General features: G+C 72.3%; 21 protein-coding genes. 15 read left to right on the top strand and 6 right to left on the bottom strand.

Annotated elements, in window-relative coordinates; all coding sequences use genetic code 11:
- Positions 1-19: 19 nt before the first annotated feature.
- Positions 20-1,960, top strand: coding sequence for a thioredoxin domain-containing protein (locus ACIBG7_RS33640; RefSeq protein WP_397338791.1), 1,941 nt, complete (start codon positions 20-22; stop codon positions 1,958-1,960).
- 16 nt (positions 1,961-1,976) lie between these two features.
- On the opposite strand, the gene ACIBG7_RS33635 is transcribed toward ACIBG7_RS33640, so the two are convergent.
- From ACIBG7_RS33635 to ACIBG7_RS33620, 4 genes are all read right to left on the bottom strand, one after another.
- Positions 1,977-5,579, bottom strand: coding sequence for a tetratricopeptide repeat protein (locus ACIBG7_RS33635; protein ID WP_397338790.1), 3,603 nt, complete (start codon positions 5,577-5,579; stop codon positions 1,977-1,979).
- A 3-nt stretch (positions 5,580-5,582) separates the two neighbouring features.
- Positions 5,583-5,969 (bottom strand): toll/interleukin-1 receptor domain-containing protein, encoded by a 387-nt coding sequence (locus ACIBG7_RS33630; protein ID WP_357923308.1) that lies wholly within the window; start codon positions 5,967-5,969, stop codon positions 5,583-5,585.
- 45 nt (positions 5,970-6,014) lie between these two features.
- Positions 6,015-8,117 carry a transglycosylase domain-containing protein gene (locus tag ACIBG7_RS33625; protein WP_397338789.1) on the bottom strand — a complete coding sequence of 701 codons (2,103 nt, stop codon included), beginning with the start codon at positions 8,115-8,117 and terminating at the stop codon, positions 6,015-6,017.
- Positions 8,118-8,220: 103 nt separating this feature from the next.
- The gene (locus ACIBG7_RS33620) at positions 8,221-8,700 is read right to left on the bottom strand and encodes an Lrp/AsnC family transcriptional regulator (protein WP_357923304.1); all 480 of its coding nucleotides are present in this window, start codon (positions 8,698-8,700) and stop codon (positions 8,221-8,223) included.
- Between the two features lie 67 nt (positions 8,701-8,767).
- Here ACIBG7_RS33620 and hppD point away from each other — a divergent pair, with 67 nt between their 5' ends.
- From hppD to ACIBG7_RS33565, 11 genes are all read left to right on the top strand, one after another.
- Positions 8,768-9,877 (top strand): 4-hydroxyphenylpyruvate dioxygenase, encoded by a 1,110-nt coding sequence (gene hppD, locus ACIBG7_RS33615; protein WP_357923302.1) that lies wholly within the window; start codon positions 8,768-8,770, stop codon positions 9,875-9,877.
- Positions 9,878-9,922: 45 nt separating this feature from the next.
- Positions 9,923-10,354, top strand: a complete 432-nt coding sequence (locus tag ACIBG7_RS33610; RefSeq protein ID WP_397338788.1) for an RDD family protein — start codon at positions 9,923-9,925, stop codon at positions 10,352-10,354.
- A gap of 34 nt (positions 10,355-10,388) precedes the next feature.
- The gene (locus ACIBG7_RS33605; protein WP_397338787.1) at positions 10,389-11,789 is read left to right on the top strand and encodes a M1 family metallopeptidase; all 1,401 of its coding nucleotides are present in this window, start codon (positions 10,389-10,391) and stop codon (positions 11,787-11,789) included.
- Between the two features lie 42 nt (positions 11,790-11,831).
- Positions 11,832-12,155, top strand: a complete 324-nt coding sequence (locus ACIBG7_RS33600; protein WP_357923298.1) for a PadR family transcriptional regulator — start codon at positions 11,832-11,834, stop codon at positions 12,153-12,155.
- A complete protein-coding gene (locus ACIBG7_RS33595; RefSeq protein ID WP_397338786.1) occupies positions 12,152-13,033 on the top strand; it encodes a hypothetical protein in 882 nt (293 codons plus the stop codon). The genes ACIBG7_RS33600 and ACIBG7_RS33595 overlap by 4 nt, the downstream gene beginning before the upstream one ends.
- A 45-nt stretch (positions 13,034-13,078) precedes the next feature.
- Positions 13,079-13,417 (top strand): PadR family transcriptional regulator, encoded by a 339-nt coding sequence (locus ACIBG7_RS33590; protein WP_357923294.1) that lies wholly within the window; start codon positions 13,079-13,081, stop codon positions 13,415-13,417.
- A gap of 82 nt (positions 13,418-13,499) precedes the next feature.
- Positions 13,500-14,375: a hypothetical protein gene (locus ACIBG7_RS33585; RefSeq protein WP_357923292.1), complete on the top strand. Its 876-nt coding sequence runs from the start codon at positions 13,500-13,502 to the stop codon at positions 14,373-14,375.
- 1 nt (position 14,376) lies between these two features.
- Positions 14,377-16,116, top strand: coding sequence for a peptidoglycan-binding protein (locus ACIBG7_RS33580; protein ID WP_397338785.1), 1,740 nt, complete (start codon positions 14,377-14,379; stop codon positions 16,114-16,116).
- A complete protein-coding gene (locus ACIBG7_RS33575) occupies positions 16,109-16,789 on the top strand; it encodes an ABC transporter ATP-binding protein (RefSeq protein WP_357923288.1) in 681 nt (226 codons plus the stop codon). Before ACIBG7_RS33580 ends, ACIBG7_RS33575 begins: the two co-directional genes overlap by 8 nt.
- 6 nt (positions 16,790-16,795) lie before the next feature.
- Complete coding sequence (locus tag ACIBG7_RS33570; RefSeq protein WP_397338784.1) at positions 16,796-17,974, top strand: ABC transporter permease; 1,179 nt, start codon at positions 16,796-16,798, stop codon at positions 17,972-17,974.
- A gap of 8 nt (positions 17,975-17,982) precedes the next feature.
- Entirely contained in the window at positions 17,983-18,870 is an 888-nt protein-coding gene (locus ACIBG7_RS33565; protein ID WP_357923284.1) for a hypothetical protein, read from the top strand.
- Between the two features lie 16 nt (positions 18,871-18,886).
- Here the strand turns inward: ACIBG7_RS33565 and ACIBG7_RS33560 are convergent, their stop codons facing one another.
- Both ACIBG7_RS33560 and ACIBG7_RS33555 read right to left on the bottom strand, forming a co-directional pair.
- Positions 18,887-19,879, bottom strand: a complete 993-nt coding sequence (locus ACIBG7_RS33560) for an ROK family protein (RefSeq protein WP_357923282.1) — start codon at positions 19,877-19,879, stop codon at positions 18,887-18,889.
- Positions 19,876-21,045, bottom strand: a complete 1,170-nt coding sequence (locus ACIBG7_RS33555) for an FIST N-terminal domain-containing protein (RefSeq protein ID WP_357923281.1) — start codon at positions 21,043-21,045, stop codon at positions 19,876-19,878. Before ACIBG7_RS33555 ends, ACIBG7_RS33560 begins: the two co-directional genes overlap by 4 nt.
- 95 nt (positions 21,046-21,140) lie before the next feature.
- Between ACIBG7_RS33555 and ACIBG7_RS33550 the strand changes: the two genes are divergently transcribed.
- The 3 genes from ACIBG7_RS33550 (at position 21,141) to ACIBG7_RS33540 (ending at position 25,381) form a co-directional block, all read left to right on the top strand.
- Positions 21,141-22,562 carry a sigma 54-interacting transcriptional regulator gene (locus ACIBG7_RS33550; protein ID WP_357923279.1) on the top strand — a complete coding sequence of 474 codons (1,422 nt, stop codon included), beginning with the start codon at positions 21,141-21,143 and terminating at the stop codon, positions 22,560-22,562.
- A 66-nt stretch (positions 22,563-22,628) separates the two neighbouring features.
- Positions 22,629-23,351 carry a hypothetical protein gene (locus ACIBG7_RS33545; protein ID WP_397338783.1) on the top strand — a complete coding sequence of 241 codons (723 nt, stop codon included), beginning with the start codon at positions 22,629-22,631 and terminating at the stop codon, positions 23,349-23,351.
- 74 nt (positions 23,352-23,425) lie between these two features.
- Positions 23,426-25,381 carry a VWA domain-containing protein gene (locus ACIBG7_RS33540; protein WP_397338782.1) on the top strand — a complete coding sequence of 652 codons (1,956 nt, stop codon included), beginning with the start codon at positions 23,426-23,428 and terminating at the stop codon, positions 25,379-25,381.
- Positions 25,382-25,384: the final 3 nt, after the last annotated feature.

Below are 25,384 nucleotides of genomic sequence, written 5' to 3'. Positions count from 1 at the left end.
GCCTGGTTAGGCTGAACCGGTGAACCGGTTGCGGAACGCCACGAGCCCATACCTCCTCCAGCATGCCGACAATCCCGTCGACTGGTACGAATGGGGGCCCGAGGCCTTCGAGGCCGCCCGCGAGCGCGACGTCCCCCTGCTGATCAGCGTGGGCTACAGCGCGTGCCACTGGTGTCATGTCATGGCTCACGAGAGCTTCGAGGACCCGGCCACCGCCGAGCTGATGAACACCTTCTTCGTCAACATCAAGGTCGACCGCGAGGAGCGGCCCGACGTGGACGCGGTCTACATGTCCGCGACGCAGGCGATGATCCAGCAGGGCGGCTGGCCGATGACGGTCTTCGCCACGCCCGGCGGCGACCCGTTCTACTGCGGCACCTACTTCCCCCGGCCGCAGTTCCAGCGGCTGCTCGTCGCCGTGCACCAGACCTGGACCGACGACCGTGACTCGGTGCTCAAGCAGGGCGCCAAGGTCGTCGAGGTGCTCAACGCCGGCACCGCGCTGCCCAAGGGGCCGGCGCCCACCGCCGAGACGCTGGAGCTTGCCGTACAGCATCTGGGGTCGGCGTTCGACGGGGTCAACGGCGGGTTCGGGGGCGCGCCCAAGTTCCCGCCGTCCATGGCGCTGGAGTTCCTGCTGCGGTACGGCGAGCGGGAGATGAGCGGGGCCACGCTGGAGCGGATGGCGCGCGGCGGGCTGTACGACCAGCTCGGCGGCGGTTTCGCCCGCTACAGCGTGGACGCCGAGTGGGTCGTGCCGCACTTCGAGAAGATGCTCTACGACAACGCGCTCCTGCTGCGCGTCTACAGCCACTGGTGGGCCGTGACCGGCGACCCGCTGGCCAGGCGGGTCGCCCTGGAGACCGCCGACTGGCTGCTGCGCGAGCTGCGCACGCCCGAGGGCGGCTTCGCCTCGGCGCTCGACGCCGACAGCGAGGGCGAGGAGGGCCGCTTCTACGTCTGGACGCCCGAGCAGCTCACCGAGGTACTTGGGCCCGAGGACGGCGCCTGGGCGGCCGAGCTGTTCGAGGTCACCGGCACCTTCGAGCACGGCTCCTCGGTGCTCCAGCTCCTCGCCGACCCCGGCGACCGCGCCCGCTACGACCGCGTACGGCAGGCGTTGCTGGCCGCCCGCGAGCTCCGCGTCCGGCCCGGCCGTGACGACAAGGTGGTCGCGGCCTGGAACGGCCTGGCCATCGCGGCGCTCGCCGAGACCGGCCTGCTCTTCGACCGCCCCGACCTGATCGACGCCGCCACCGCGGCGGCCCGCCTGCTCGACGAGGTGCACTGGCGGGACGGCCGGCTGGTCCGCACCTCCCGCGACGGCCGCGCCGGCCACAACGCCGGCGTGCTGGAGGACTACGCCGACCTGGCCGAGGGCCTGCTCGCCCTCTTCGGGGTGAGCGGCGAGCCGCGCTGGTACGAGCTGGCCGGGGCGCTCCTGGAGGTGGTCCTGGAGCACTTCGCCGACGGGGAGGGCGGCTTCTACGACACCGCCGACGACGCCGAGCGGCTCTTCCAGCGGCCCCAGGACCCGACCGACAACGCCACCCCCTCGGGCCAGTTCGCCGCCGCCGGCGCGTTGCTGACCTACTCGGCGCTGACCGGCTCCCCACGCCACCGTGAAGCCGCGCTCGCGGCCCTGGCCACCGTCTCGGTGCTCGCCCGCGGGCACGCCCGCTTCGCCGGCTGGGGCCTGGCCGTCGCCGTCGCCGCCCAGGCCGGCCCGGTCGAGGTGGCGATCGTCGGCGACCCCGCCGACCCGCGCACCCGTGCCCTACAGCGCGCGGCGTTGCTGTCCGGCGTCCCCCTCGTGCTGGCCACCGGACCGGGCGCGGTGCCGCTCCTGGAGGGCCGCACCCCGGTGGACGGCGCCCCGGCGGCGTACGTGTGCCGGAACTTCGCCTGCCGCCTGCCGGTCACCACCCCGGAGGACCTACGCGCCGAACTACGCCGCTGACCTCGGGCGGCTGAGGTCAGACGTCCTCCGGGAAGCACTGTCGCCACGCCGTCGCCTCGGCCTGCTTCAGCGGCAGGGAGACCAGGCCGTACCCGCCCGGCTGCGCCACGTGCTCGTAGAACCAGGGGGACAACACGAACGACATCGTCCCCTCGATCGCCGGGACCCCGGCGGCCAGCAGCCGGGTGTAGGCGAGCGCGGAGCCGGCCGGTCCGTCGTCGGTCTCGCGCACCTCGCCCGCGTGCACGGCGACCCGCAGCGCCGAGCCCCTCGGGCCGGTCCAGACCCAGGCCAGCTCCCGCGCCAGCGCCTCGGCGAAGGGCGCCTTGGGCAGCTCGCCGGGCGCGAGGATCAGCAGGCCGTCCTCGTGCTCCACCAGGCGGCATGCGTTCAACGCGATGCCCGCGCGGGTGAAGGCCGAGCGGACCAGGCTCGTCTGCCTGCGGCCGGGGATCCCCCGGGCCTCGATCGCCACGATCGTCGGCCACTCGTCCGGAGACCGGCCCTCGTCCCCCAGCTTCGACCGGAGCACCTCGGCTTCCGGGTCGCCGAACTCGGCGAGCAGGTCGTGGGCCCGCCGCCACGCCTGGCGCGCCTGGGCCGCCGCGCCGGTCTCGGCGCGCAGGTCGCCCACCCGGCCGAGCGTGACCGCCTCGCGGTACCGGTCGCCGGTCTCCTCGAAGAGGACCAAGGCGCGGCCGTAGTGGTCCAGCGCCTCGGCCGGCTCGCCGCGGTGCTGGAGGAGCTGCCCCAGCTCCTCCAGCACCCGCGCCTCACCGGCGACGTCGTTCAGGTCGAGGTAGAGCTCCAGCGCGGCGCCGAGCAGGGCGAGGGCCTCGGAGTAGCGTTCCTGCTCGGCCAGGAGCGTGGCCGTCTGGGTGAGCGCCCGGGCCTCGCCGTGCCGGTCGCCGATGGCCCGGAAGGCGGTCAGGGCCAGTTCGGCATGGGAGGCGGCCTCGGCCCGCCCGGCGTGGCGCTCCAGCAGCTCGCTCAGCACGAGCCGGGTGCGTCCGGCCCCGCCCCGGTCGCCCAGCCGCTCGTAGCCCGTGAGCGCCTGCGTGAAGCACTGGACGGCCTGCTGGAACCGGCCGAGCTGCGCGTAGGCCAGCCCCAGGCCGGACCGGGCGTCGGCGACGGCGGCGTGGTCGCCCAGGCGTTCGGCGGCGGCCAGGGCGATCTCGTGGCTGTTACGGAGCTCGCGCCAGCGGCCCTGCTGGTCGAGGTAGGGCGTGATCCCCTGGGCCAGCAGGCCCACCCGGTCGTCCAGGGCCTCCGCCGCGGCGATGGCCACCAGGGACACCACGATGTGGTTTTCCCGGTGCAGCCACTCCGGCTCGGCCGCCGAGACGCGCTCGATGTAGTGGTCGAGCATGCCGAGCAGGGCTGAGCGTCGCTCCTCGGGGTGGTCGGCGGCCAGCGACTCCTCCCGGGCGTAGCTGCGGAGCAGCTCGTGCAGGCGGTACCGGTCGGCGGAGACCTGGCCCAGGAGCGAGGCGGCACGGAGCTCGTGGAGCGCGGCCCGCCCTTCGGCCAGGTCGAGCCCGGCGAGGGCCGCAGCGGCGGCGGCGCTGAACTCCGGCCCCGGATGCAGGCCGAGCAGGCGGAACATGCGCGCGGCTGCCGGGGTGAGCGTGCCGTAGGCCAGCGAGAACACCGCCCGCACGTTCAGGTCGCCGGCCTGCAGCTCGTTCAGCCGCCCGCGGGTGTCGCGAAGGTCGTCGGCCAGCGCGGCCAGCGGGAGGAGCGGCTGGGCGCTCGCCCGGGCGGCCACGATGGCCAGGGCCAGCGGCAGGTGGCCGCAGAGCCGGGCCAGCTCGGCGAGCGCCTCCGGCTCGGCCTCGGCCCGGCCGGGTTCCAGCCGCCGGGCCAGCAGCTCGACGGCCTCCGCGGCGGGCAGGTCGGCGACGCTCACCTGTCGCGCGCCGACGCTCGCGGCCAGCCCGGGAAGCCCCCGGCGGCTGGTGACGAGCACCGTGGGCCCCGGCGTGCCCGGCAGCAGGGGCTGGACCTGCTGCTCCGATCCGGCGTTGTCCAGGAGCACCAGCATCCGGCGACCGGCCACCTGGCCGCGGAAGAGCGCCGCGCGTTCCTGGACGTCCTCGGGCAGCGTGTCCGGGTCCGCCCCGAGGGCCAGGAGGAAGCGCCGCAGGATCGTGGCGACGTCCGACCGGTCGCCTCCGCCCAGGTCGGCGTAGAGCTGCCCGTCAGGGAAGCGCTCGCGGGCGATCCGGGCGAAGTGCAGGGCCAGGGCGGTCTTGCCCGACCCGCCCATCCCCGAGATCACGGTGACGAGGGGCGCGGCACCGGACGTGTCCATGGCCAGCAGGGCGTCCAGCTCGGCCTGGCGGCCGACGAAGTGCGGCGTGCCCGGCGGCAGGTCGGCGGGCAGGGGCGGGACGGCGGACTTGGCCGGGGGCGGCTCCTCGGGCGGGCAGGGCCACAGGGTGACCGTGATGAAGCCGCCCTCCTTCGCCACGGCCGGTGTCGGGCTGCGCTCGCTGCGGCAGTCGCGCAGCGCCGACGGGATGCCGCTGCCCTCGCCCTCGACCAGCCGCACCAGCGACAGCAGGTGCGCCAGGCGGTAGTTGCGCTTGAGCGACTGGCCGTCGAAGCCGGTCAGCTCCTGGGGCTCGCCCTCGGGCAGGTCCTTGCCCAGCCAGTCGCCTGGGCTGCTGATCTCCAGGCGGTCGTCGAAGACCCGGACGTGCACGCAGGCCTCGGCCCTGGAGTAGTCGCGGTGGACCACCGCGTTGGCGATCACCTCGCGCACCGCGATCATCGGGTAGTCGTAGACCGGGGCGGCCTCGGCCTGCTCGGCGCTGGGCCGTTCGCCGCGCCGTACATGCCGGGCGACGAAGGCGCGGGCGGCGACGATCTGGTCGGGCAGGGGACCGAGGCAGTCCTCGATGTCGCGGCGCGCGGAGCGGTCGAGACCGTAGTAGCGCACGCATTTCACCATCGCCGACGAGCAGGCGGCGGTGGGGCTGACGCCGAACAGCAGGGCGCCGGCGCGGGTCAGCCGCCCGTCGGACCAGACCTCGGCGCGGGCGAGGAACTCCGCCGGGCTCAGCGCGGCCGGCAACCGGACGACGGCCTCCTCGCGAAGCTGCCCGCGGAAGCGCTCGATCGCGCGGTGGTCGGGGGTCGCCGCCGGGCTGGGCTCGTCGAGGTACTGGCCGTTGCCGCCGGACGGCCGGGCGGGGGCGGGGTCCGGCGCGGCCGGGACCGGCGGGAAGCGCTTGGCCAGGGCCTGGAGCAGGTCACGCAGGCCGGCGGCCGGGTCCTCGTGGTAGCGGGCCACCTTGGCGCGGACGGCCAGTTGCTCGACGTAGGCCTGCTTCTCCATCTGGACGACGAAGACCCGGCTGTCGCCGTCGGAGTGGCCGGCGTTCACGATCTGGTGCGCCCACGCGCTGCCGACCGCGCGGGTGGTCGCGCACAACACGATCGGCGCTCCGGAGCTCAGTGCTCGCGCCGCCGTGCCGACGTGCGACTCCCCCACCTCGACGGTGCCGCTGTGCGTCACCTCGTAGCCGGCCTCACGCAGCGGTTCGGCCAGCCGCTCGGCGAGCGGTTCCTCGCCCTGGGCGCACACGATGTAGAGAGGTTGTCCGCGCACGGCTCACCTGAGCGCCCGGTGCAGGGCGTCGACGCCGCCCGCCCAGTCCGTGGTGAGGTCGGCGTACTTCACGTCGGCGAGGATCGCGGGTGGCGAGCCGCCGGTCAGCCGGACCGGCAGGACCCGGACGCCCGCGCCGTCGAGCTGGCGGGCCAGGGCCGACATCCACTCCCGGCTCATCCACGGGGTGGCGACGCCGTGATCGGAGTAACACAGGACGACGTAGGCCGAACCGGTCAGCCCTTCGTTCATCCGGCCCACGATGGAGTCGCCCAGGCCGATCTCCCAGGTGTCCAGCCAGACGTCGTGGCCACGCCCGCGTAAGTCGGTGGCCAGCCGTACCGCGGCGTCCTCGTCCGGGACGCGGTGGCTGAGGAAAACACTAGCCATGCCCCTCCAACCCGTGGCTGACCACGATAGCGGCCGGAGGCCGGGTCAGCCGGTGGGTGTGGTCTGGCTCGTGGACGGGGTGTCGTCCTGGCTGGGTGGGCCGAAGTCCTGGCGGCCGTCGTCGCCGCCCTGGTTCTGGCCGTTCTGGCCGGGGCTCTGGTCGTTCTGGTCGGACGGGGCCTGGTCGGTGGGGCCGTCGCCCTGGGCGTCGGGGACGATGGGGGTGATCTCGGTGGTGTCCTGGTCCTGGGGGGCGCCGCCGTTCTCGTCCTCCCAGAAGTCCTCGTCCTCCCACGGGTCCTGGGACGGGGTCTCCTCCTGGCGGCCCGTGTCGTCGCCCTGGTCGTAGGAGTAGACCGGGGTGGAGGGCTCGGGGAAGGGGACGACCGGCTTGCCGTCCATCGCCTCGCTCATGAAGGCCCGCCAGATCTGGGCGGGGATCTGCCCGCCGTACTGCGCGCTGCCGCCGACGACGACGGTCTTGTTGTCGTCGCGGAAGAGGTTGACGGCGGTGGAGAGCTGCGGGGTGTAGCCGGTGAACCAGGCGGCGGCCGAGGCGTCGGTGGTGCCGGTCTTGCCGGCCACCGGCCGGTCGTACAGGCGGGCCGAGGTGCCGGTGCCGGAGGTGACGACCTGCTCCAGCGCGTAGGTGGTGTCGGCGGCGGCCTGCTTGGTGACGACGGTGGCGCGGGTGGGCGTGATGGTCGCCTTGCGGCCCTTGGAGTCGGTGACCGAGCGCACGACGTGCGCCTCGACGTGGACGCCGTTGTTGGCGAATGCGCCGAAGCCGGAGGCGTTCTGGACGGCGCTGACCGAGGCGACGCCGAGCGGCAGGGTGGCGGCCGAGGCGTGCGGGCGGAGCTGCTCGGCGGGCAGCCCGGCCGCCTGGGCGACCTTGACCACCTTGTCCAGGCCGACCTGCTGGCCGAGGTCGACGAAGGCGGTGTTGACCGAGCTCTGCGTGGCTCTGACCAGGGTGACCTGGCCGTAGGAGGCGCCGCCGGAGTTGGGGATGCGCGCCCCGGCGACCCGCATGGGCGAGTTGCCGTCCACCCGCGACTGGAGGGTGAAGCCGTTGTCGAGCGCGGCGGCCAGCGTGTAGGCCTTGAAGGTCGAGCCGGCCTGCACCTTGGCCGAGAAGGCGTTGTCGTACTGGTTGTCGGTGTCGCGCCCACCGTAGAAGGCGACGACCTCGCCGGTGGCGGGATCGACGGCGGCCAGGCCGGTGCGGACCTGTTTGGGCGTGCCGGCCGGCAGCACGCTCTTGACCGCGCGCTCGGCGGCGGCCATGAGGCTCTTGTCGAAGGTGGTGACGACCCGGAGCCCGCCGCCGTTGATGTCCTCGTCGGTGTAGCCGCGCCGGTTGAGCTCGGCGCGCACCTGGTCGAGCATGTACTGGCCCTGGCCCTTGAGCTCGAAGGGCTTCTTGGGCGCCTTGAGCGTGGGGAAGGTCTCGGCGGCGGCCTGCTCGCGGGTGAGCGCCCTGGTCTGCGTCATGGCGTCGATCACCGACTGCCAGCGGGCCTTGGCGGCGGCCAGCTCGTCGCCCTTGGGGTCGGCGAAGCGGCTGGGCTGCTGGATGACCGCGGCGAGGTAGGCGCCCTCGGCGGTGCTGAGCTGCTCGACGTTCTTGCCGAAGTAGGCCTGCGCGGCGGCCTGGACGCCGTTGGCGCCGCGGCCGAAGTAGATCGTGTTGAGGTACTGCTCCAGCACCCAGTCTTTGGACTTGGACTGGTCGACCTTGAGGGAGATGAGGATCTCCTTGAACTTCCGCACCACGGAACGTTCCTGGCTCAGGCCGCTGTAGTAGTTGCGGACCATCTGCTGGGTGATGGTGGAGCCGCCCTGGAGCTGCTGCCCGGTGACCGTGGACCACAGGGCGCGGGCGGTGCCCTTCACCGAGACGCCGCTGTCGTCGTAGAACGAGCGGTTCTCGGCGGCGATCACCGCGTCGCGCACGTGCTGCGGCACCTTGGCCAGCGGCACGTTCTTGCGGTTGACACCCTGCTGGGCCAGCACGGTCTTGCCGTCGCGGTAGTAGATCACCGAGCCCTGCGCGGTGGCCTGCTTCTGCGTGCTGTCGGGGATCGGGGTCATCGCCCACGCCACGGCGAACAGCCCGAGCCCCGTCACCAGGCCGGCCCCCATGACGATGAGTATCCAGCGAACCACCCGGCGTTTCGGCAACCGCACGCGCAAACCCCCCCGATCACTACTGTGTGGCGAAAGGATAAACGAGGGGTAACGGTGCTCAGCTCGTACGGCGGCGCGGAACGTCGCTGACCAGAGGCTGGATCCGGTACGGCACGGGCGTGTCGAGCACGATGGTGGAGGAGGTCCTGAGCACCCCCGGGATCTCCACGATCTGGTCGATGACCCGCTGCAGATCGGCGTTGGACCGGGCGACCACCCGGCACAGCAGGTCGGCGCCGCCGGTGATGGTGTGCACCTCCAGCACCTCGGGGATGAGCGCGAGCCGGTCGGCGACCGGGTCGTGCCCGGCGAGCTGCCGGATCTCCATGGTGACGAAGGCGGTGACGTCGTAGCCGAGCGCCTGCGTCGAGACGTCCGGCCCGTAGCCGGTGATCACCCCGCGGGCGGCCAGCCGGTCGAGCCGGGCCTGCACCGTTCCACGCGCGACGCCGAGCCGCCGGGAGGACTCCAGCACGCCGAGCCTCGGCTCGGCGGCGAGCAGATTGAGCAGTTTGGCGTCAAGCTCGTCGATCGTCATGGGCACATTGTCCACTCATTTAGGCAACTGTTGCACAACCCGCCCATCAAAATGAATCGTTGGCCCTATGAGCGACAACTTTCCGGTGAACGGCATGGACGCGGTGGTCTTCGCGGTGGGCAACGCCAAGCAGGCCGCCCACTACTACTCGACCGCCTTCGGCATGAAGCTGGTGGCCTACCGAGGCCCGGAGAACGGCAGCCGGGAGGAGGCGGCCTACGTGCTGACCTCCGGCAGCGCCCGGTTCGAGTTCCGCTCCTCGATCCGGCCCGGCACCTGGCTGGCGCGGCACGTGGCCGAGCACGGCGACGGCGTCATCGACCTGGCGATCGAGGTGCCCGACGTGGAGGCCGCCTACGCGCACGCGGTCGCGCAGGGCGCCCGCGGGCTGGCGGAGCCGTACACGATCGAGGACGACAACGGGAAGGTCGTGCTCGCGGCCATCGCCACCTACGGCGAGACGCGGCACACGCTGGTCGACCGGTCCAACTACTCCGGCGCCTACCTGCCCGGCTACGTCCCGGCGAAGCCGCTCGTGGCGGCGCCCGACGTCAAGAACGGGCGGCTGTTCCAGGCGGTCGACCACTGCGTCGGCAACGTGGAGCTCGGCAAGATGGACGAGTGGGTGGAGTTCTACCGGCACGTCATGGGCTTCACCAACATGGCGGAGTTCGTCGGCGACGACATCGCGACCGAGTACTCGGCGCTGATGTCGAAGGTGGTCGCGGACGGCACCCGCAAGGTCAAGTTCCCGCTCAACGAGCCGGCGATCAGCAAGAAGAAGTCGCAGATCGACGAATACCTCGACTTCTACGGCGGTCCGGGCGTGCAGCACATCGCGCTGGCCACCAACGACATCCTCACCACCGTCGACCACATGCGGGCGGCGGGCGTGCAGTTCCTGGACACCCCCGACTCCTACTACGACGACCCGGAGCTGCGCGCCCGGATCGGCGAGGTGCGGGCGCCGATCGAGGAGCTCAAGAAGCGCAAGATCCTGGTGGACCGCGACGAGGACGGCTACCTGCTGCAGATCTTCACCAAGCCGGTGCAGGACCGGCCGACCGTCTTCTTCGAGCTGATCGAGCGGCACGGCTCGCTCGGCTTCGGCAAGGGCAACTTTAAGGCCCTGTTCGAGGCGATCGAGCGCGAGCAGGAGCGTCGCGGCAACCTGTAGGAATCGCCGGGTTTCCCTTGACCCGCGAATGGTGATCTTGGCGACATGGCACCACTCGCGGGTCGCTGGCGGCGGCTCTTCGCAGGCATCCTCGACATGATCATCGTGGGGATCGTCTCCTCGCCGTTCAGCTGGACCAGTTACCGGGACGTCTGGAACGAGAGCCTGGGGATCTGGGAGCGGGTCCCGGTCGAGCACGTCTTCGCCGCCGGGGTGATCTCCTTCCTCTACTACTGGCTGCTGCACTCGTTCTGGAACGGCCAGACGGTCGGCAAGAAGGCCTTCGGCATCCGGGTGGTGGACGTCACCGGGGTGCCGGTCGGCGTCGGTCAAGCCGCTTTGCGGCAGTTCGTGGAAGTCGTCCTGGGTTGGCTGTGCTGCATCGGCAGCCTGGTCAACCTCGGCTGGATCCTGTTCGACGAGCGCAAGCAGGCGCTGCACGACAAGGCGGCGAAGACGCTCGTCGTAGATGCCTGAGCGAGTGGCCCGCCTGTCGTAGGCTTCCTGTTCCATGAGGTCACTCGCGGTGGTCACCGTCTTGCTGAGCGCGCTCGCCTGCTCTCCCTCAGGCGGGAGCGCCGCGCCCACCCCCGCCGCCCGCCCCCCGGTGCAGGACGCCGGCGCGCCGGGCATCGGCGACCGCGACTTCCCCCTCGACGGCAACGGCGGCTACGACGTCGCCCACTACGGGCTCAAGCTCGGCTACGACCCGGGCCGGCGCTTCCTCACCGGCACCGCGACCGTCCAGGCGAGCGCCAAGCAGGCGCTGAGCCGCTTCAACCTCGACCTGGCCGGGCTGACCGTCGACCAGGTGAGCGTGGACGGAGCCAAGGCCACGTTCGACCGCAAGGGCGACGAGCTGACCATCGTGCCCGCCGCCCCGATCGCCGACGGCGCCCGCTTCACCACCGTGATCACCTACTCCGGGCGCCCCCAGCCGGTGAAGGACTCCAGCAACCTCGGCACCTACGGCTTCATCCCCACCCAGGACGGCGCCTTCGTCACCTGCGAGCCCAACGGCGCCAAGACCTGGTTCCCGGCCAACGACCACCCGGCCGACAAGGCGCGCTTCGACTTCGAGATCACCGTGCCCAAGGGGCTGGTGGCGCTGGCCAACGGCGAGATGAGCCGGCCCGCGGCGACCTCCGGCGGCAAGACCACCTACCACTGGCGCGAGCGGCACCCGATGGCGACCTACCTGGCCACGATGACGCTCGGCAAGTTCGAGCTGCGCCAGGGCAGGACCCCGGCCGGCATCCCCAACCTGGCCGCGGCCGACCCGCGCTTCCGCTCCGCGCTCGACCGGCTCCACACCAACACCGGGAAGATCACCGACTACTGGGCCACCGTCTTCGGCCCCTACCCGTTCTCCTCCACCGGCGGCGTGGTGGACGACTTCCCGGCCGGGTACGCGCTGGAGAACCAGACCAAGCCGATGTACGGCGGCTTCGACCCCGACGAGTCGATCGTCGCGCACGAGCTGGCCCACCAGTGGTTCGGCAACTCGCTGACCATCAAGCGCTGGCGCGACCTGTGGCTCAACGAGGGCTTCGCCACCTACGCCGAGTGGCTCTGGTCGGAGCACAGCGGCCGGAGCACCGCCGAGACCATCTTCGCCGGCTTCCGCGCCCGGCCGGCCTCCGACCCGATGTGGGCCTACCCGCCCGGCAAGGCCCGGCCCGGCGACCTGTTCAACGAGTCGGTCTACACCCGCGGGGGCATGACTCTGCACGCGCTCCGCAAGGCCGTCGGCGACCAGGTCTTCTTCAAGCTGGTCAAGGAGTGGGCGACCACCAACCGGCACCGGCACGTCAGCACCGAGCAGTTCGTGGCGCTGGCCGAGAAGCGGTCCGGCAAGCAGCTCGACAGCCTCTTCGACGCCTGGCTCTTCCAGCCCCGGCGGCCCGCCTGAGCGCTCCTGCGCCCCCGCGGGACGCGTGTTATGTTCAGCGACATGCCGAGGGGTACCGACGAAGTCAGCGAGCCCATGTACTTCGTGCTGACCGCGCTCCTGGACGGACCGCTGCACGGTCACGCGATCATGAAGGTGGTCACCGGGCTGTCCGGCGGCCGGGTGAAGCCGTCGGTCGGCACGCTCTACGGCATCCTCGAACGGCTCAGTGACCGCGGCGTGATCGTGGTCGACCGCGAGGAGGTCGTCAACGGGCGCGGGCGGCGCTACTTCCGGATCAGTGACACCGGCCGGGCCCTGCTGGAGGCGGAGGCGCGGCGGATGATGGAAGCCGCCTCCCTGGTCATGAACCGAAAATTCGCATGACGCGCCTGGAGCGGCGTTACCGCGCGATGTTGCGGTTCTATCCCGCCGACTACCGGGACGCGCACGGCGACGAGTTACTCGACGTCCTGCTGGAGACCGCGGAACCCGGCCGCACGCTGCCCGCGGCCCGCGAGTGCGCAGGTCTGGTCGTCGGCGGGGTGCAGGCCAGGGTGCGGGCGAACACGCGCACCAACCCGTGGTGGGACGGGCTGCACCTGGGCCTCACCGCGATCATGGTGGCGCAGGCGGCGGCGTTCCTGCCCTACACCGGGTCGGTCCCGATCTGGACGGCCCTCTCGCTGGCCGCGCTCCTGGCCGTGCTGCGCGGCCATCACCTGATCGCGTTGCCCCTGGTGGCGCTGACCGGCGTCAAAGCCTTCACGATCTCCGACGGGCAGCAGTTCTTCGAGCTCACCCTGCTGCCGGTCTATCCCGACCTGCTCACCGACCAGCCGCTGTTCAGGTCGACCACGCCGTTCGCGGTGAGCGCGACCTACGTGCTGGTGGCGGTGGGCCTGATCGCACTCGCCTCCCGGCGGGCCGGGCACGTGCGCTCCGGCTGGTGGCTGGCGCTGGCGCCGGCGCTGGCCTGGATGGGGCCGGAGTGGATGGACCGCGACCTCGGCTACCCGCTCAGCCTCAGCCGGCTGATCCTGGAGGCGGCCCTGCTGGGGGCCGGCGTGTGGGCCGGCTACCTCGCCCGCGACCCGCGCTGGGCGCTCGGCGGGGCGCTCTACCTCGTCGCCGTCTCCACCGAGATGGCCCAGCACCTCAGCGACCTGACCGGGCAGCACCTCGGGTACTGGGGGCTGCTCGGGTTCATGACCTTCGCCGCGGCGGCGGTGCCGTACCGGCAGCGGAGGCACGCGCTCGACTGAGCCCGGCCCTTGACGATACTCCGCGAAACGGAATATCGTGCCGCCATGCCCAGGGATGCCGCCGCCATGAGCGAGCAGACGTACTACGTGCTCGCCGCACTCCTGGACGGCCCGCTCCACGGGCACGCCATCCTCAAACGGGTCGCCGCGCTCACCCACGACCGGGTCGTGCTCGCCGTCGGCACGCTGTACGGCGCGCTCGACCGGCTGGCCGCCCACGGCGTGATCGTGGTCGAACGCGAAGAGGTGGTCAACGGCCGCCGGCGACGCTACTTCCGCATCACCCCCGAGGGCAGCGGCCTGGTGGCGGCCGAGGCCCGGCGCATGCAGCAGGCCGCCGCCCTGGTCACCAGCCGCACGCTGGGGGCCATCTGCGCATTCTGACCTGAGATCCGCCTCCGCCGGCGCGAGCTCTGTCCGGCCTGCCGGAAAACTCCCGCACCCCCTCTGAACCGGAGCACCCTCTGTGTCCACCCGACTGATCGTCAGCGGCGCGCTGGGCCTGGCGCTGCTCGCCGGCTGCGCCGCCGCCCCCAGCGGGACCGGAGGGAGCGCAGCCCCCGCGCCGAGCATCACCGCGACCACGGTCAACGACAAGCGCCGCGAGCGTGAAGCCGTGATCGCCGACTGCATGAAGCGGAAGGGCTTCAAGTACGTGGCGATCTCGACCCCGCGGGTGCAGGCCGAGGTCAGCAAGCGCGCCGACAACGGCGACTACGAGGCGATGAAGGAGATCCGCGCCAAGCTCGGCCTGCAGATCTTCTCCGTCTGGGTCTACCCGAACGAGCTGCCCGGCGGCCAGAAGGTGATGCCCGCCGAGGCCAACCCCAACGTGGCCATCCGCGACTCGCTCTCCGCGGCCCAGGCCGAGTCCTACGACCAGGCCAAGGAGGCGTGCTTCGTGACCGCGGTCCGGGAGGTCTTCGGCATCAGCGTCAAGTCGCAGCTCGCCTACTACGAGCTCATGGACAAGGAGACGCAGCGGATCAACGCCCAGGTCGACGGCGACGCCAGGTTCGTCGAGCTGGCGGCGGCCTACGCCGAGTGTCTCAAAGGCAAGGGGTACCCGATCCGGCGCACCAAGCCCAGCGAGCTGACCTCGTGGGTCTGGGAGCACTTCAGCCCCGAGTACGACGCGCTCATCGCCGAGTACGGCGACCCCAAGGACCCCTCGAAGTTCCCCCAGGTGCCGCCGGCCGTGGCCCGGCCGCTGCTGGACAAGGAGATCAAGGTCGCCATGGACGACCTGGAGTGCGGCAAGGACTTCTTCGCCGCCTTCAACCCGGTCTACAACGGGCTCTACGCCGTGATCCTCGACAAGTACGGGCTGGTGCGCGTCTGAGATGCGATCGCGACGCGTCAAGCTGCTGCTCGTCCTGGCCGCCGTCTTACTGGTCGCGGCCGGCGGCTGGGTGGTCAGCACCCGCCTGCGCTCGCCCGCCGACGAGGCCGCGCTGCGCACGCCGCCCAAGCCGTCGCTGGTCACCGCCCCGGTCGAGCGCCGCAAGCTGGTCAGCACCGTCGTCGTCGCCGGAACCATGGAGTACGGCTCGCCGCTCCCGGTGACGCTCGCCGGGGTGGTCGGCGGCAGCGACACCGCCCAGCGCGCCACCCGGGCTCCCCAGCCCGGCCGGGTCAAGGAGGGCGGCGTGCTCATGGAGGTGAACGGCCGCCCGGTCTTCGCCTTCACCGGCAAGGTGCCGATGCACCGCACCCTGGCCCCGGGCGCCAAGGGCTCCGACGTCAGGCAACTGCAGCGCGCGCTGCGCAAGCTGGGCTTCGGCGCGCCCAGGACCGGGGTGTTCGACCAGGCCACGGTCGCGGCGGTGCGGAAGTTCTACGCCAGGCGCGGCTACGAGGCCCAGCAGCCCACCCTGGAGCAGCGCCAGCAGCTCGACACGCTGCGCAAGGCGGTCCAGGCCGCCGAGGAGACGTTGCTGACCCAGCGCAAGGAGCTCGACCGGGGGCACGACGTGGTGCCGCTCAAGCTCAAGCTGGACAACGCCAAGCAGGACCTGCGCGAGGCGGAGAAGGCGCTGGCGACCGCCGAGGAGCAGGAGTACACCCCGGAGGACGAGGCCAAGCTGGAGGCGGCGGCGGCAGCCGTACGGGCGGCTGAGGAGAAGGTGCTGGCGGCGGAGCAGGAGCTGGCGGCGGCCCTGACCCAGCCGACGCCGGCGGCCACGACGACGCCCGCGCCGCAGCCGACGCCGGTGGACACCAGCCTGCTGGACCTCAAGCTGGCCAACGCCCGCGCCGATCTGGCCTCCGCGCGGGCGGCGCTGAGCCGGGCGCGGGAGGAGGCCCGGCTGGCGCGCGCCAAGCGGCTGACCGAGCTGCGCAAGGCCGTCCGGGTCGCCGAGGAGGCCCATGCCAGTGCCGAGCAGGCGTTGCGGCAGGCGCGGGAGCTGTCGCCGGTGAGGCTCAAGGTGGCCAACGCCAAGCGGGACCTGTCGGCCGCGCGGGCCCTCCTGGCCGAGTTCTCGCGCACGCACGGCACCACGATCCCGCCCGGCGAGGTGGTCTTCCTGCCGAAGCTGCCCGCGCGGCTGCACAAGGCCGGGGTGAAGGCCGGCGAGCTCGTGGACAAGGCCTTCGCCACGGTGACCAGCTCCTCCTTCGTGGTCAGCGGCTCGGTGGACGTGACCGAGTCCGACCTGCTCAAGGAGGGCCTGACGGCGGAGATCGAGACCGAGTCCGGACGCAAGCTGCCCGGCACGGTGACCGCCGTCGGCGACAAGGCCGAGCTGGCCGCCGAGGACAAGCCGCAGCAGCAGGAGGAGGAGGGCCCGCTCAGCTCCGAGCCGGTGCTGATCACGCCCGACTCGATGAAGGGCCTCAAGGGCCTGTCCGGCGCGACGGTCACCGTCCGGATCACCGTCGGCGCCACCGACAAGCCGGTGCTGGTCGTGCCGGTCGCCGCGGTGATCACCGCAGCCGACGGCCGGCCCCGCGTGCAGGTCGAGGTCGCGCCCGACCAGACCAAGGAGGTCGAGGTCCGCACCGGGCTGACCGCCGACGGCAAGGTCGAGGTCACCGGCGACCTGGAGGAAGGCGACCGGGTGGTGGTGAACAGTGCCTGACGATCCCCCGGTCATCGAACTCGACGAGCTGACCAAGGAGTTCCCCACCGAACCCCCGGTGCGGGCCCTGTCGGAGGTACGGCTCAGCGTGCGCCGGTCGGACTACCTGGCCATCGTCGGACCCTCGGGCTCGGGCAAGTCCACCCTGCTCAACGTGCTCGGCCTGCTCGACCGGCCGACCCGGGGCAGCTACCGGCTGGACGGCATCGAGACCACCACCATGCGCGACGGCGCCCGCACCAAGCTGCGCGGCAGCCGGATCGGCTTCGTCTTCCAATCCTTCCACCTGCTACCCCACCGCAGCGTCGTGGAGAACGTCATGCTCGCCGAGGTGTACGGCAGGCACCCCCGCCGCGGCCGGCGCGAGCGGGCCCTGCGCGCGCTGGAGCAGGTGGGCCTGTCGCACCGGGTGGACTTCCTGCCCGACCGGCTGTCCGGCGGCGAGCGGCAGCGGGCGGCCATCGCCCGCGCCCTGCTGGGCCGCCCGTCACTGCTGCTGTGCGACGAGCCCACCGGCAACCTGGACAGCCGCAACACCGCCGCGGTCCTCGACCTGTTCGACGAGCTGCGCGCGCAGGGCCTGACCATCGTGGTCATCACCCACGAGACCGAGGTCAGCGACCGCGCCGAGCGCCGGGTGCGGATCACCGACGGCGTGCTGGCGGAGGTGTGAGCCGCCATGCATCCCCGTGACCTGCTCGACGAGGCGATGGCCGGCATGCTGGCCCGCCCGGTGCGCTCGGCGCTGACCACGCTCGGCACCGTCCTGGGCATCACCACGCTGGTGATCACGCTGGGCGTCGCGGCGACCGCCGGCAACCAGATCGTCGGCCGCTTCGACGAGCTGGTCGCCACCTCGGTGACCGTCGAGGTGCCCGAGGACGCGGCCAAGCCGCTCGTCGGCTGGGACGCCGTCGCGCAGGTGACCCGGCTGCGCGGGGTGACCTCGGCGGAGGCGCTGGGCGAGAGCAAGAAGAGCGCCAACCTGAGCGTCCGCTCCAACAACCTGCTCGACCCGACCCGGGTCACCGACCAGACGTTGAGCGTGGTCGCCGCCGGGCCCGCCCTGCCCGCCGCGGTCAAGGGCCGGCTGCTCCAGGGCCGCTTCTACGACGCCGGGCACCTGGCCCGCAAGGACCCCGTCGTCGTGCTCGGCCAGCAGGCCGCCAAGATGCTCGGCGTCACCCGCCTGGACCGCGCGCCCGCCGTCTTCATCGGCAACCACGCCTACACGGTCATCGGCATCCTCGGCGACCTGCGGCGCGAGAAGAACCTCGCCGGCGCGGTGCTCGTCCCGCCGACCATCGGCAAACGCTTCGGGCTGACCACCGTCACCCGGGTGCTGATCAACACCAGCCTCGGGGCCGCCGACCTCATCGCCCGGCAGGCGCCGCTCGCGCTCAGCCCGGGCAACGAGGGCATGCTGCAGGTCCTGTCACCGCCGAGCCCCACCCGGGCCCGCGACGGCGTGCAGGACGACGTCAACGCGCTCTTCCTCATCCTCGGCCTGGTGTCGCTGGTCGTCGGGGCGGTCGGCATCGCCAACGTCACCCTCGTGACGGTCATGGAGCGGGTCAGCGAGATCGGCCTGCGCCGCTCGCTGGGCGCCGCCCGGCGGCACATCGCCGCCCAGTTCCTGCTGGAGTCCACGCTCACCGGCCTGACCGGCGGGGTGATCGGCGCCTCGCTCGGCGTGGCGGCGATCGTCGCGGTCTCGGCCGCCAAGCATTGGACCCCGGTGCTCGACGCGCGGCTCGCCGTGGCCGCGCCGCTGGCCGGGGCGCTCGTCGGCCTCCTGGCCGGGCTGTACCCCGCCCTCCGGGCGGCACGGATGGAACCCGTCGACGCCCTCAGATAGGAGAACCCATGGGCCTCACCCGATCCGGCCCCGTCTTACCGCTCCTGCTGCTTGTCGTGACCGGCTGTGCGGCGGGGGCCCCAGCCGGTACGGCAGGCGGCCCCGCCCCAGCCAGCCCCTCCGCCACCGCCACCGCCAAGAGCCTGGAGGAGCAGGAGCGGGCGGCCGAGGAGTGGAAGGCGGCCTGCATGAAACGCAAGGGCTTCCGCTACGTGCCCTTCGTGCCGAAACGCCCCAAGACCGCCGACGCCGCGAAGCTCGACAACGGCGACTACGAGGCCACGAAGCGGTACCGGGCCAAGTACGGCTTCCACGCCTTCGCCGCCTTGGTCATGCCCAAGGACCCTCAGGCCAACCCGGCCTCCATGTACGACGACAACCCCAACGACAAGATCACCAGCAAGCTGTCCGAGAGCCAGGCGGCCTCCTACTTCAAGGCCAGCGAGAAGTGCTTCGTCGAACGCGTCAAGGCGGAGACCGGCAAGACCGTCAAGGGCTACGTGGATCACAGCGAGCAGTACTCGAAGGCCTGGGAGGCGGTGACCGCCCGATTGCTCGACGGCGACGCCCGGCTCGCCGACCTGGCCGTCGCCTACGCCGACTGCCTCAAGGGCCAGGGGATCAAGGTCACCTCGGCCAAGCCCAGCAAGATCGGCCGGGCCGCCTCCGACCTGATCTTCGACGAGCTCTGGGCGCTCGGGAAGAAGCAGTACCCCAAGGCCACCATGAACTACATGCCCCGGATGACGCCCGAGGAGGCGAAGCCGTACTTCGCGAAGGAGGTCAGGACGGCGCTCGCCGACCTGGACTGCGGCCGGGAGTTCGACGAGGCCGCCCGGCCCAAGCAGAAGGAGGTCGGGGAGATCATGGACCGGGAGTGGGGGCGGGGCATCTGAGCCGGGCCGGCGGCGTTCAGGGGTTCCAGTAGCGGCTCTCGGCCAGGAGCAGGGCCGCGGCGCCCACCAGGCCGGCGTCCTGGCCCAGGGCCGCGGGGAGCACCCGCACGCGGCGGGTGAAGTCGAGCCGGGCGTGCTCGCGCAGGGCGGCCTCCAGCGGGCCGAAGATGAGCGGCCCGGCCTGGGAGACGCCGCCGCCGATCGTCACCACGTCCAGGTCGCCCAGCGCGGTCGCCGAGGCGATGGCCACGCCCAGCGCCCAGCCGCCGCGGGCCAGCGCGGCCAGGGCCACCTCGTCCCCCGCCTCGGCGTCGGCGGCCAGGTCCCGCCCGGTGACCGGGCGATCCTCGCGATAGGCCGCGCCGGCCGGGCGGTCCTCTCGATGAGCCGCGCCGGCCTGGCGGGCCTCGTCGCCGTCGGTGGAGCGGGTGCCAGGGGTCCAGCCGTGGGCCAGGGCCCACTCGACCAGGGCGGGGCCGCGGGCGATGGCCTCCAGGCAGCCCGAGCCGCCGCATCCGCAGACCGGCCCGCCCACCGGCTCGACCACGACGTGCCCGATGTGCCCGGCGTTGCCGCTGCCGCCGTCGATGAGCCGGTTGCCGAGGATCAGCCCGCCGCCCACCCCGGTGGACACGACCATGCCGAGCATGTTCGCGCTCCCCCGCCCCGCGCCACGCCAGTGCTCGGCGGCGGCCACGCAGATGGCGTCGTTGTGGATGCGCACCTCGCCGAAGCGCTCGGCCAGCCGGGCGCGCAACGGGAAACCGCGCCAGCCGGGCATGTTGAGCGGCGAGACCGCCCCCTCCGGCCAGGTCATCGGACCGCCGCAGCCCACGCCGACGCCGTCGGCCTCGCCGTACGGTTCGATGAGGGTTTCCAGGGTGGCCCACAACGCCTCGGCGCCGGCGCCCTGCGGGGTGGCGGTGCGGCGCGAGTCCACGACCGTGCCGTCGGCGGAGACCAGACCGGCGGCCATCTTGGTGCCGCCGATGTCGATCGCGAGAATCACGAGGAGAACACTAGGACCGATGCGGTGAATCCGTGCACGTGGTTGTGGCCGGCGACCGGCCCGACCTCGCCGGCGGCGAAGAACCCGGCCACGCCGACCGGCCCGAGGGTGTCGCGCACGGCCACGGCGTCGTGGTCGGCGCTGCCGAACATGGCCGAGCCGCGCCCGTTGCAGGAGAACAGCAGGGCCCCGTCCACCTGGCCCAGCCGCTCGCGGTGGGCGTCGAGCAGCGAGTGCAGGTCCTCGTCAGCGGTCTCGGCGTCGCGCACCTGGAAGCGCACGGTCCGGCCGAGCTCGACGACGTCGCCGATGGCGACCGCCTCACGTTCGGGGTCGATGCCGAGCACGCCGCGGATCAGGAAGTCGCCGCGCTCGTGCCGCTCGGCGTACTCGTTCATGGCCAGGCCGATCTGCAGCCCCGAGGCGACCAGCTCGCGGTCCTCCTCGTCCAGCTCGCTGACGATGTCCTCCAGGCGGGCCAGCGCGGGCTGCCCGGCCAGCTCCAGCAGCAGGTTGTCCTCGGCGCGGGTGACGGCCATGGTCGGGCCGATCGGCCGGCAGCCCTGGCTCACCACGGTGCTGACCTTGACCTGGCCGCCGATGAGCACGCCGATCGCGCCCTCGGTGTAGACCTCGCCGTCGGCGAACAACCGCACGGACTCGCGCCCGGCCAGCCCGTTGGCCAGGCCGCCGATGAGCGGCAGGTCGCCCAGCGCCTCGCCGGAGCGTTCGACGAAGGCGTCGGTCGGGAAGCTGTAGGGATCGGCCAGCAGGATCGCCACCCGGTCCTCCGGGCCGCGCTCGGGCAGGCCCACCACGACGAAGCGGTCCTCGGCGGTCAGCGTCTCCAGGGTGAAGGTGGTCAGCTCGGCGCCCTCCAGCGAGGCCGCCCACGCGCTCACCGCGGGCACCAGCTCGACGCCGCGCCCCTCGCCGATCACGCCCGTGGCGCTGCAGCCGATCACCTTGGCCCCGCCCGCGACCGCCATCGCGCGCAGGCCGGCCCGGGTGACCTCGTCGGGATCCTCGCCGCAGACGAAGAAGCAGACCAGATCGGCGGGCCCGCTCAGCCGCGACAGCGCCTGGGTCACGGCGGACTCGGCCGCGGCCACCAGGTCCGCTCCGACGGCCAATCCGTCGGCGAAACGGCTCGTCAACACTGCCACACCTGCATCCTCCCCAGAACGATGGGATGCACGCGTACGAATTGGTCAAGAGCCCCGCCGATGGCGAGATCAGCGATTTCTCCCAACTCGCCACGATGCGAACTCGCGCCGGGACACGTAGTCTCGTTCCCGTGCAACAGCCACGGATTCTCCGCGAGTTGCGAGAGAGCGGCCACGTTCATCGCACCGTGAAAGCCGAAATACGCCACAACCTGCTGGCCAGGCTCCGCGCAGGCGAACCGCGCTTCCCCGGGATCGTCGGCTTCGACGACACCGTCCTGCCCCACCTCGAACGCGCCCTGCTGGCCGGGCACGACCTCGTCCTGCTGGGCGAGCGGGGCCAGGGCAAGACCCGGTTGATCCGCACGGTGACCGGCCTGCTCGACGAGTGGACGCCGGTCGTCGAGGGCTGCGAGATCAACGACCATCCCTACGCGCCCGTCTGCGCCCGCTGCCGCCGCCTGGCCGCCGAGCTGGGCGACGAGCTGCCGGTGGCATGGAAACACCGCGAGGAGCGCTACGGGGAGAAGCTCGCCACCCCCGACACCTCGGTGGGCGACCTGATCGGCGACATCGACCCGATCAAGATCGCCGAGGGGCGCACGCTGGGCGACCCCGAAACCGTCCACTACGGCCTCGTCCCGCGCACCAACCGCGGCGTCTTCTCCGTCAACGAGCTGCCCGACCTCGCCGAGCGCATCCAGGTCTCGCTGCTCAACGTGCTGGAGGAGCGAGACGTCCAGGTGCGCGGCTACAACCTGCGCCTGCCGCTCGACCTGCTGCTCATCGCCAGCGCCAACCCCGAGGACTACACCAACCGCGGGCGGATCATCACCCCGCTGAAGGACCGCTTCGGCGCCGAGATCCGCACCCACTACCCGCTCACCATCGAGCACGAGCTGGAGCTGATCCGCCAGGAGTCGCGGGCCGACATCGGCGCGCAGGTCCCCGGCCACCTCATCGAGGTGCTGGCCCGCTTCACCCGGCTGGTGCGCGAGTCCACCGCCGTGGACACCCGCTCGGGCGTCTCGGCCCGCTTCTCCATCGCCGCCGCCGAGACCGCCGCCGCCTCCGCGGTGCGGCGGGCCGCGCTGACCGGCGAGGCACAGGCCGTCGCCCGCGTCTGCGACCTGCCCGTCGTCGTGCACAGCCTGCGCGGCAAGGTGGAGTTCGAGGTCAGCGAGGAGGGCCGCGAGCTGGAGGTGCTCTCGCACCTGCTGCGCCGGGCCACCGCCGAGACCTTCCGCGGCCGACTGGGCGGCATGGACCTCACCGCGCTCACCGACCGCTTCACCGAGGGCAACCAGGTGGAGTCCGGCGAGCTCGTGCCCGCCGGCGAGCTGCTGCGGCAGATCGGCCCGGTCGAGGGCCTGGCCAAGATCATGTCGCGGCTCGGGCTGGAGGAGGAGTCGCCCGGCCACGCCGCCGCGGCCCTGGAATTCACCCTGGAAGGCCTCTACCTGATGCGCCGGCTGTCCAAGGACGACAGTGACGGAGTGATCACCTACCGGACGTGAACATCGCGGCGGTCTCGCGCGTCCTAAGGGTGTCGATGTCCGGCCACCTCCGGGGGAACCGCCACCATGCACGTGCTCGCCGCGTCCTCACTCGTCCTCGGGCTGCTGTCCGCGCCCGCCGCCGCCCCCACCCAGACCCTGTACGGCGTGGCCTGGGCGGACGGCGCCGGGCACCTGCGGATCACGCCCATGACCGCCACCTACGCCAAGCCCAAGGGCCAGCCCGCCCGCTACGCCCTCAAGCACAAGAAGGGCGCCAAGGAGATCCGCCTCGACTACACCGGGGCCGCCTTCTCCCGCGTGTACGTCGAGTGCCACCTCAAGGAGTCCGAGGGCCAGTTCAACCTGGACAAGCAGGGCTTCGGCAAGACCCGCTGCCCGGCCAAGGACATCGGCTGGGCGCTGGCCCTCGGGCCTGAGACCGTGCGGATCGAGTACCGCGGCGGCAAGGCGATCCGGGTGCGGGAGTTCCTCAACTTCGACTTCGCCTCCAAGACCCAGCGCGGCCAGCTCAAGCGGCTCGACGACAACACGCTGCTGTTCAACGGCCGCAAGCTCGGCTACAACGGCCACCTGACCTTCTACCGGGTGACCGCCAAGTGCAACGCCGGCTGGCTCACCGGCGAGCCGGTCAACGCCGACCGCAACGGGCTCGGCAAGAAGGCCTGCTCGGCGGCCGATCTCAACCGGGCGCTCAAGGGGCACAAGTACACCTGGCTGGCCCAGGTCGAGTACTACGACGTCCTCGGCATGGCCCTCGTGGTGCGGGAGGTCTTCGGCGACGCCTGACGCGCCGGTCGCCCGACGAGGGCGGACATGCCCGGACATTAGCGGCCACGCTGCGGGTGCCGTAGCGTGGCCTCATGGCCTATCGCTATGGCGAGTACCACGACGGCCCCGACCCGCTGGCTCCGCCGTACGACGTGCGGGCCGCCCTCGACGAGATGGGCGACGCCATCCTGTCCGGCTCGACGCCGGTGCACGCCCTGCGCGACCTGCTCCGCCGCGGTCTGCCGGGCCGTACCGACAGCAGGGGCCTGGACGACATGCTCCGCGAGGTACGGCGCCGCCGCCGCGAGCTGCGCGACAGCGGCCGCCTGGACGGCACGCTGGAGCGCGCCAGGGCGCTGCTGGACAAGGCGATCGGCCAGGAGCGCGCCGAGCTGTTCCCCGACCCCTCCGACGAGGCCCGGCTGCGCGAGTCCGAGCTGGACGGCCTGCCCGACGACACCGCCAGCGCCATCCAGCAGCTCAGCACCTACCAGTGGCGCTCGGCCGCCGCCCGGCAGACCTTCGAGGAACTACGCGCGCTGCTGCGCCAGGAAGTGCTCGACAGCCAGTTCAGGGGCATCCGGCAGGCGCTGGCCGACCCCGACCCGGCGGCCATGGAACGGGTCCGCCGGATGATGACCGACCTCAACGAGATGCTGGAGCGCGACTCGCGCGGCGAGCACACCCAGGAGGACTTCGACCGCTTCATGGGCGAGTACGGCGACCTGTTCCCCGAGCGTCCCCGCACGCTGGAGCAGCTCGTCGACCTGCTCGCCCGCCGCGCCGCCGCCACCCAGCGGATGCTGGCCTCGCTCACCCCAGGCCAGCGCGAGGAGCTGGCCAACCTGATGGCCCAGACGCTGGAGCAGGCCGGGCTGGCCGAGCAGATGCGCCGGCTCGGCGACCAGCTCATGACCCGCCGCCCCGACCTGGCCTGGAACAGCCCCGAACGGCTGACCGGCGAGGAGCCGATGGGCATGGCCGACGCGGTCACCGCCCTGGAGGAACTGGCCGACCTCAACCAGCTGGAAGCCGCCCTGCGCCAGGACTCCCCCGGCGCCCGGCTGGAGGACATCGACGAGGAGGCCATCCGCCGCGCCCTGGGCCGCTCGGCCGTGGACGACCTGGCCGCGCTCAAGCGCATCGAGCGCGAACTGGAGGAGCAGGGCTACCTCAAGCGCCGCCGCGGCAAGCTCGAACTCACCCCCAAGGCGGTCCGGCGGCTGGGCGAGACGGCCCTGCGCCGCGTGTTCACCTCGCTGGAGGCCGGCCGGCGCGGCGACCACGACCAGCACGACGCGGGCGCGGCCGGCGAGCTCACCGGCGCCACCCGGCCGTGGCGGTTCGGCGACGAGCAGCCGATCGACGTGGTGCGCACCCTGGTCAACGGCATCCGCAGCCGCGGCAGCCGTACCACCACCGGGGTGCGGCTGACCGTCGACGACTTCGAGGTCGCCGAGACGGAGCGACGCAGCGCGGCGGCGGTCTGCCTGCTGGTGGACCTGTCGTACTCGATGGCGCTGCGCGGCACGTGGGCGGCGGCCAAGGAGACGGCGCTGGCGCTGCAGACGCTGGTCGCCTCGAAGTTCCCGCAGGACGCCGTGCAGATCGTCGGCTTCTCCAACTACGCGCGAGTGCTGCAGCCCGACGAGCTGGCGGGGCTCGACTGGGACATGGTCCAGGGCACCAACCTGCACCACGCGCTGCTGATCGCCGGCCGCCACCTCGACCGGCACCCCGACTTCGAGCCGGTCGTGCTGGTGGTGACCGACGGCGAGCCCACCGCGCACCTGCTGCGCGACGGGCAGTCGGCCTTCGAGTGGCCGCCCTCGCGCGAGACGCTGGAGCTGACGCTGGCCGAGGTGGACAAGATGACCCGGCGGCGGGCGACGATCAACGTGTTCATGCTGGCGGCCGACGAGCGGCTCAAGGAGTTCGTCGGCGAGGTGGCCCGGCGCAACGGCGGCCGGGTGCTGTCGCCCAGCGCCGACCGGCTGGGCGAGTACGTGGTCAGCGACTTCCTGCGCCAGCGCCGCGTCAGACGCTGAGGC

This window comes from Nonomuraea sp. NPDC050328 (genome assembly GCF_044459405.1).
Lineage (GTDB): Bacteria > Actinomycetota > Actinomycetes > Streptosporangiales > Streptosporangiaceae > Nonomuraea.
This window is presented reverse-complemented; position numbering and strand designations above follow the sequence as displayed.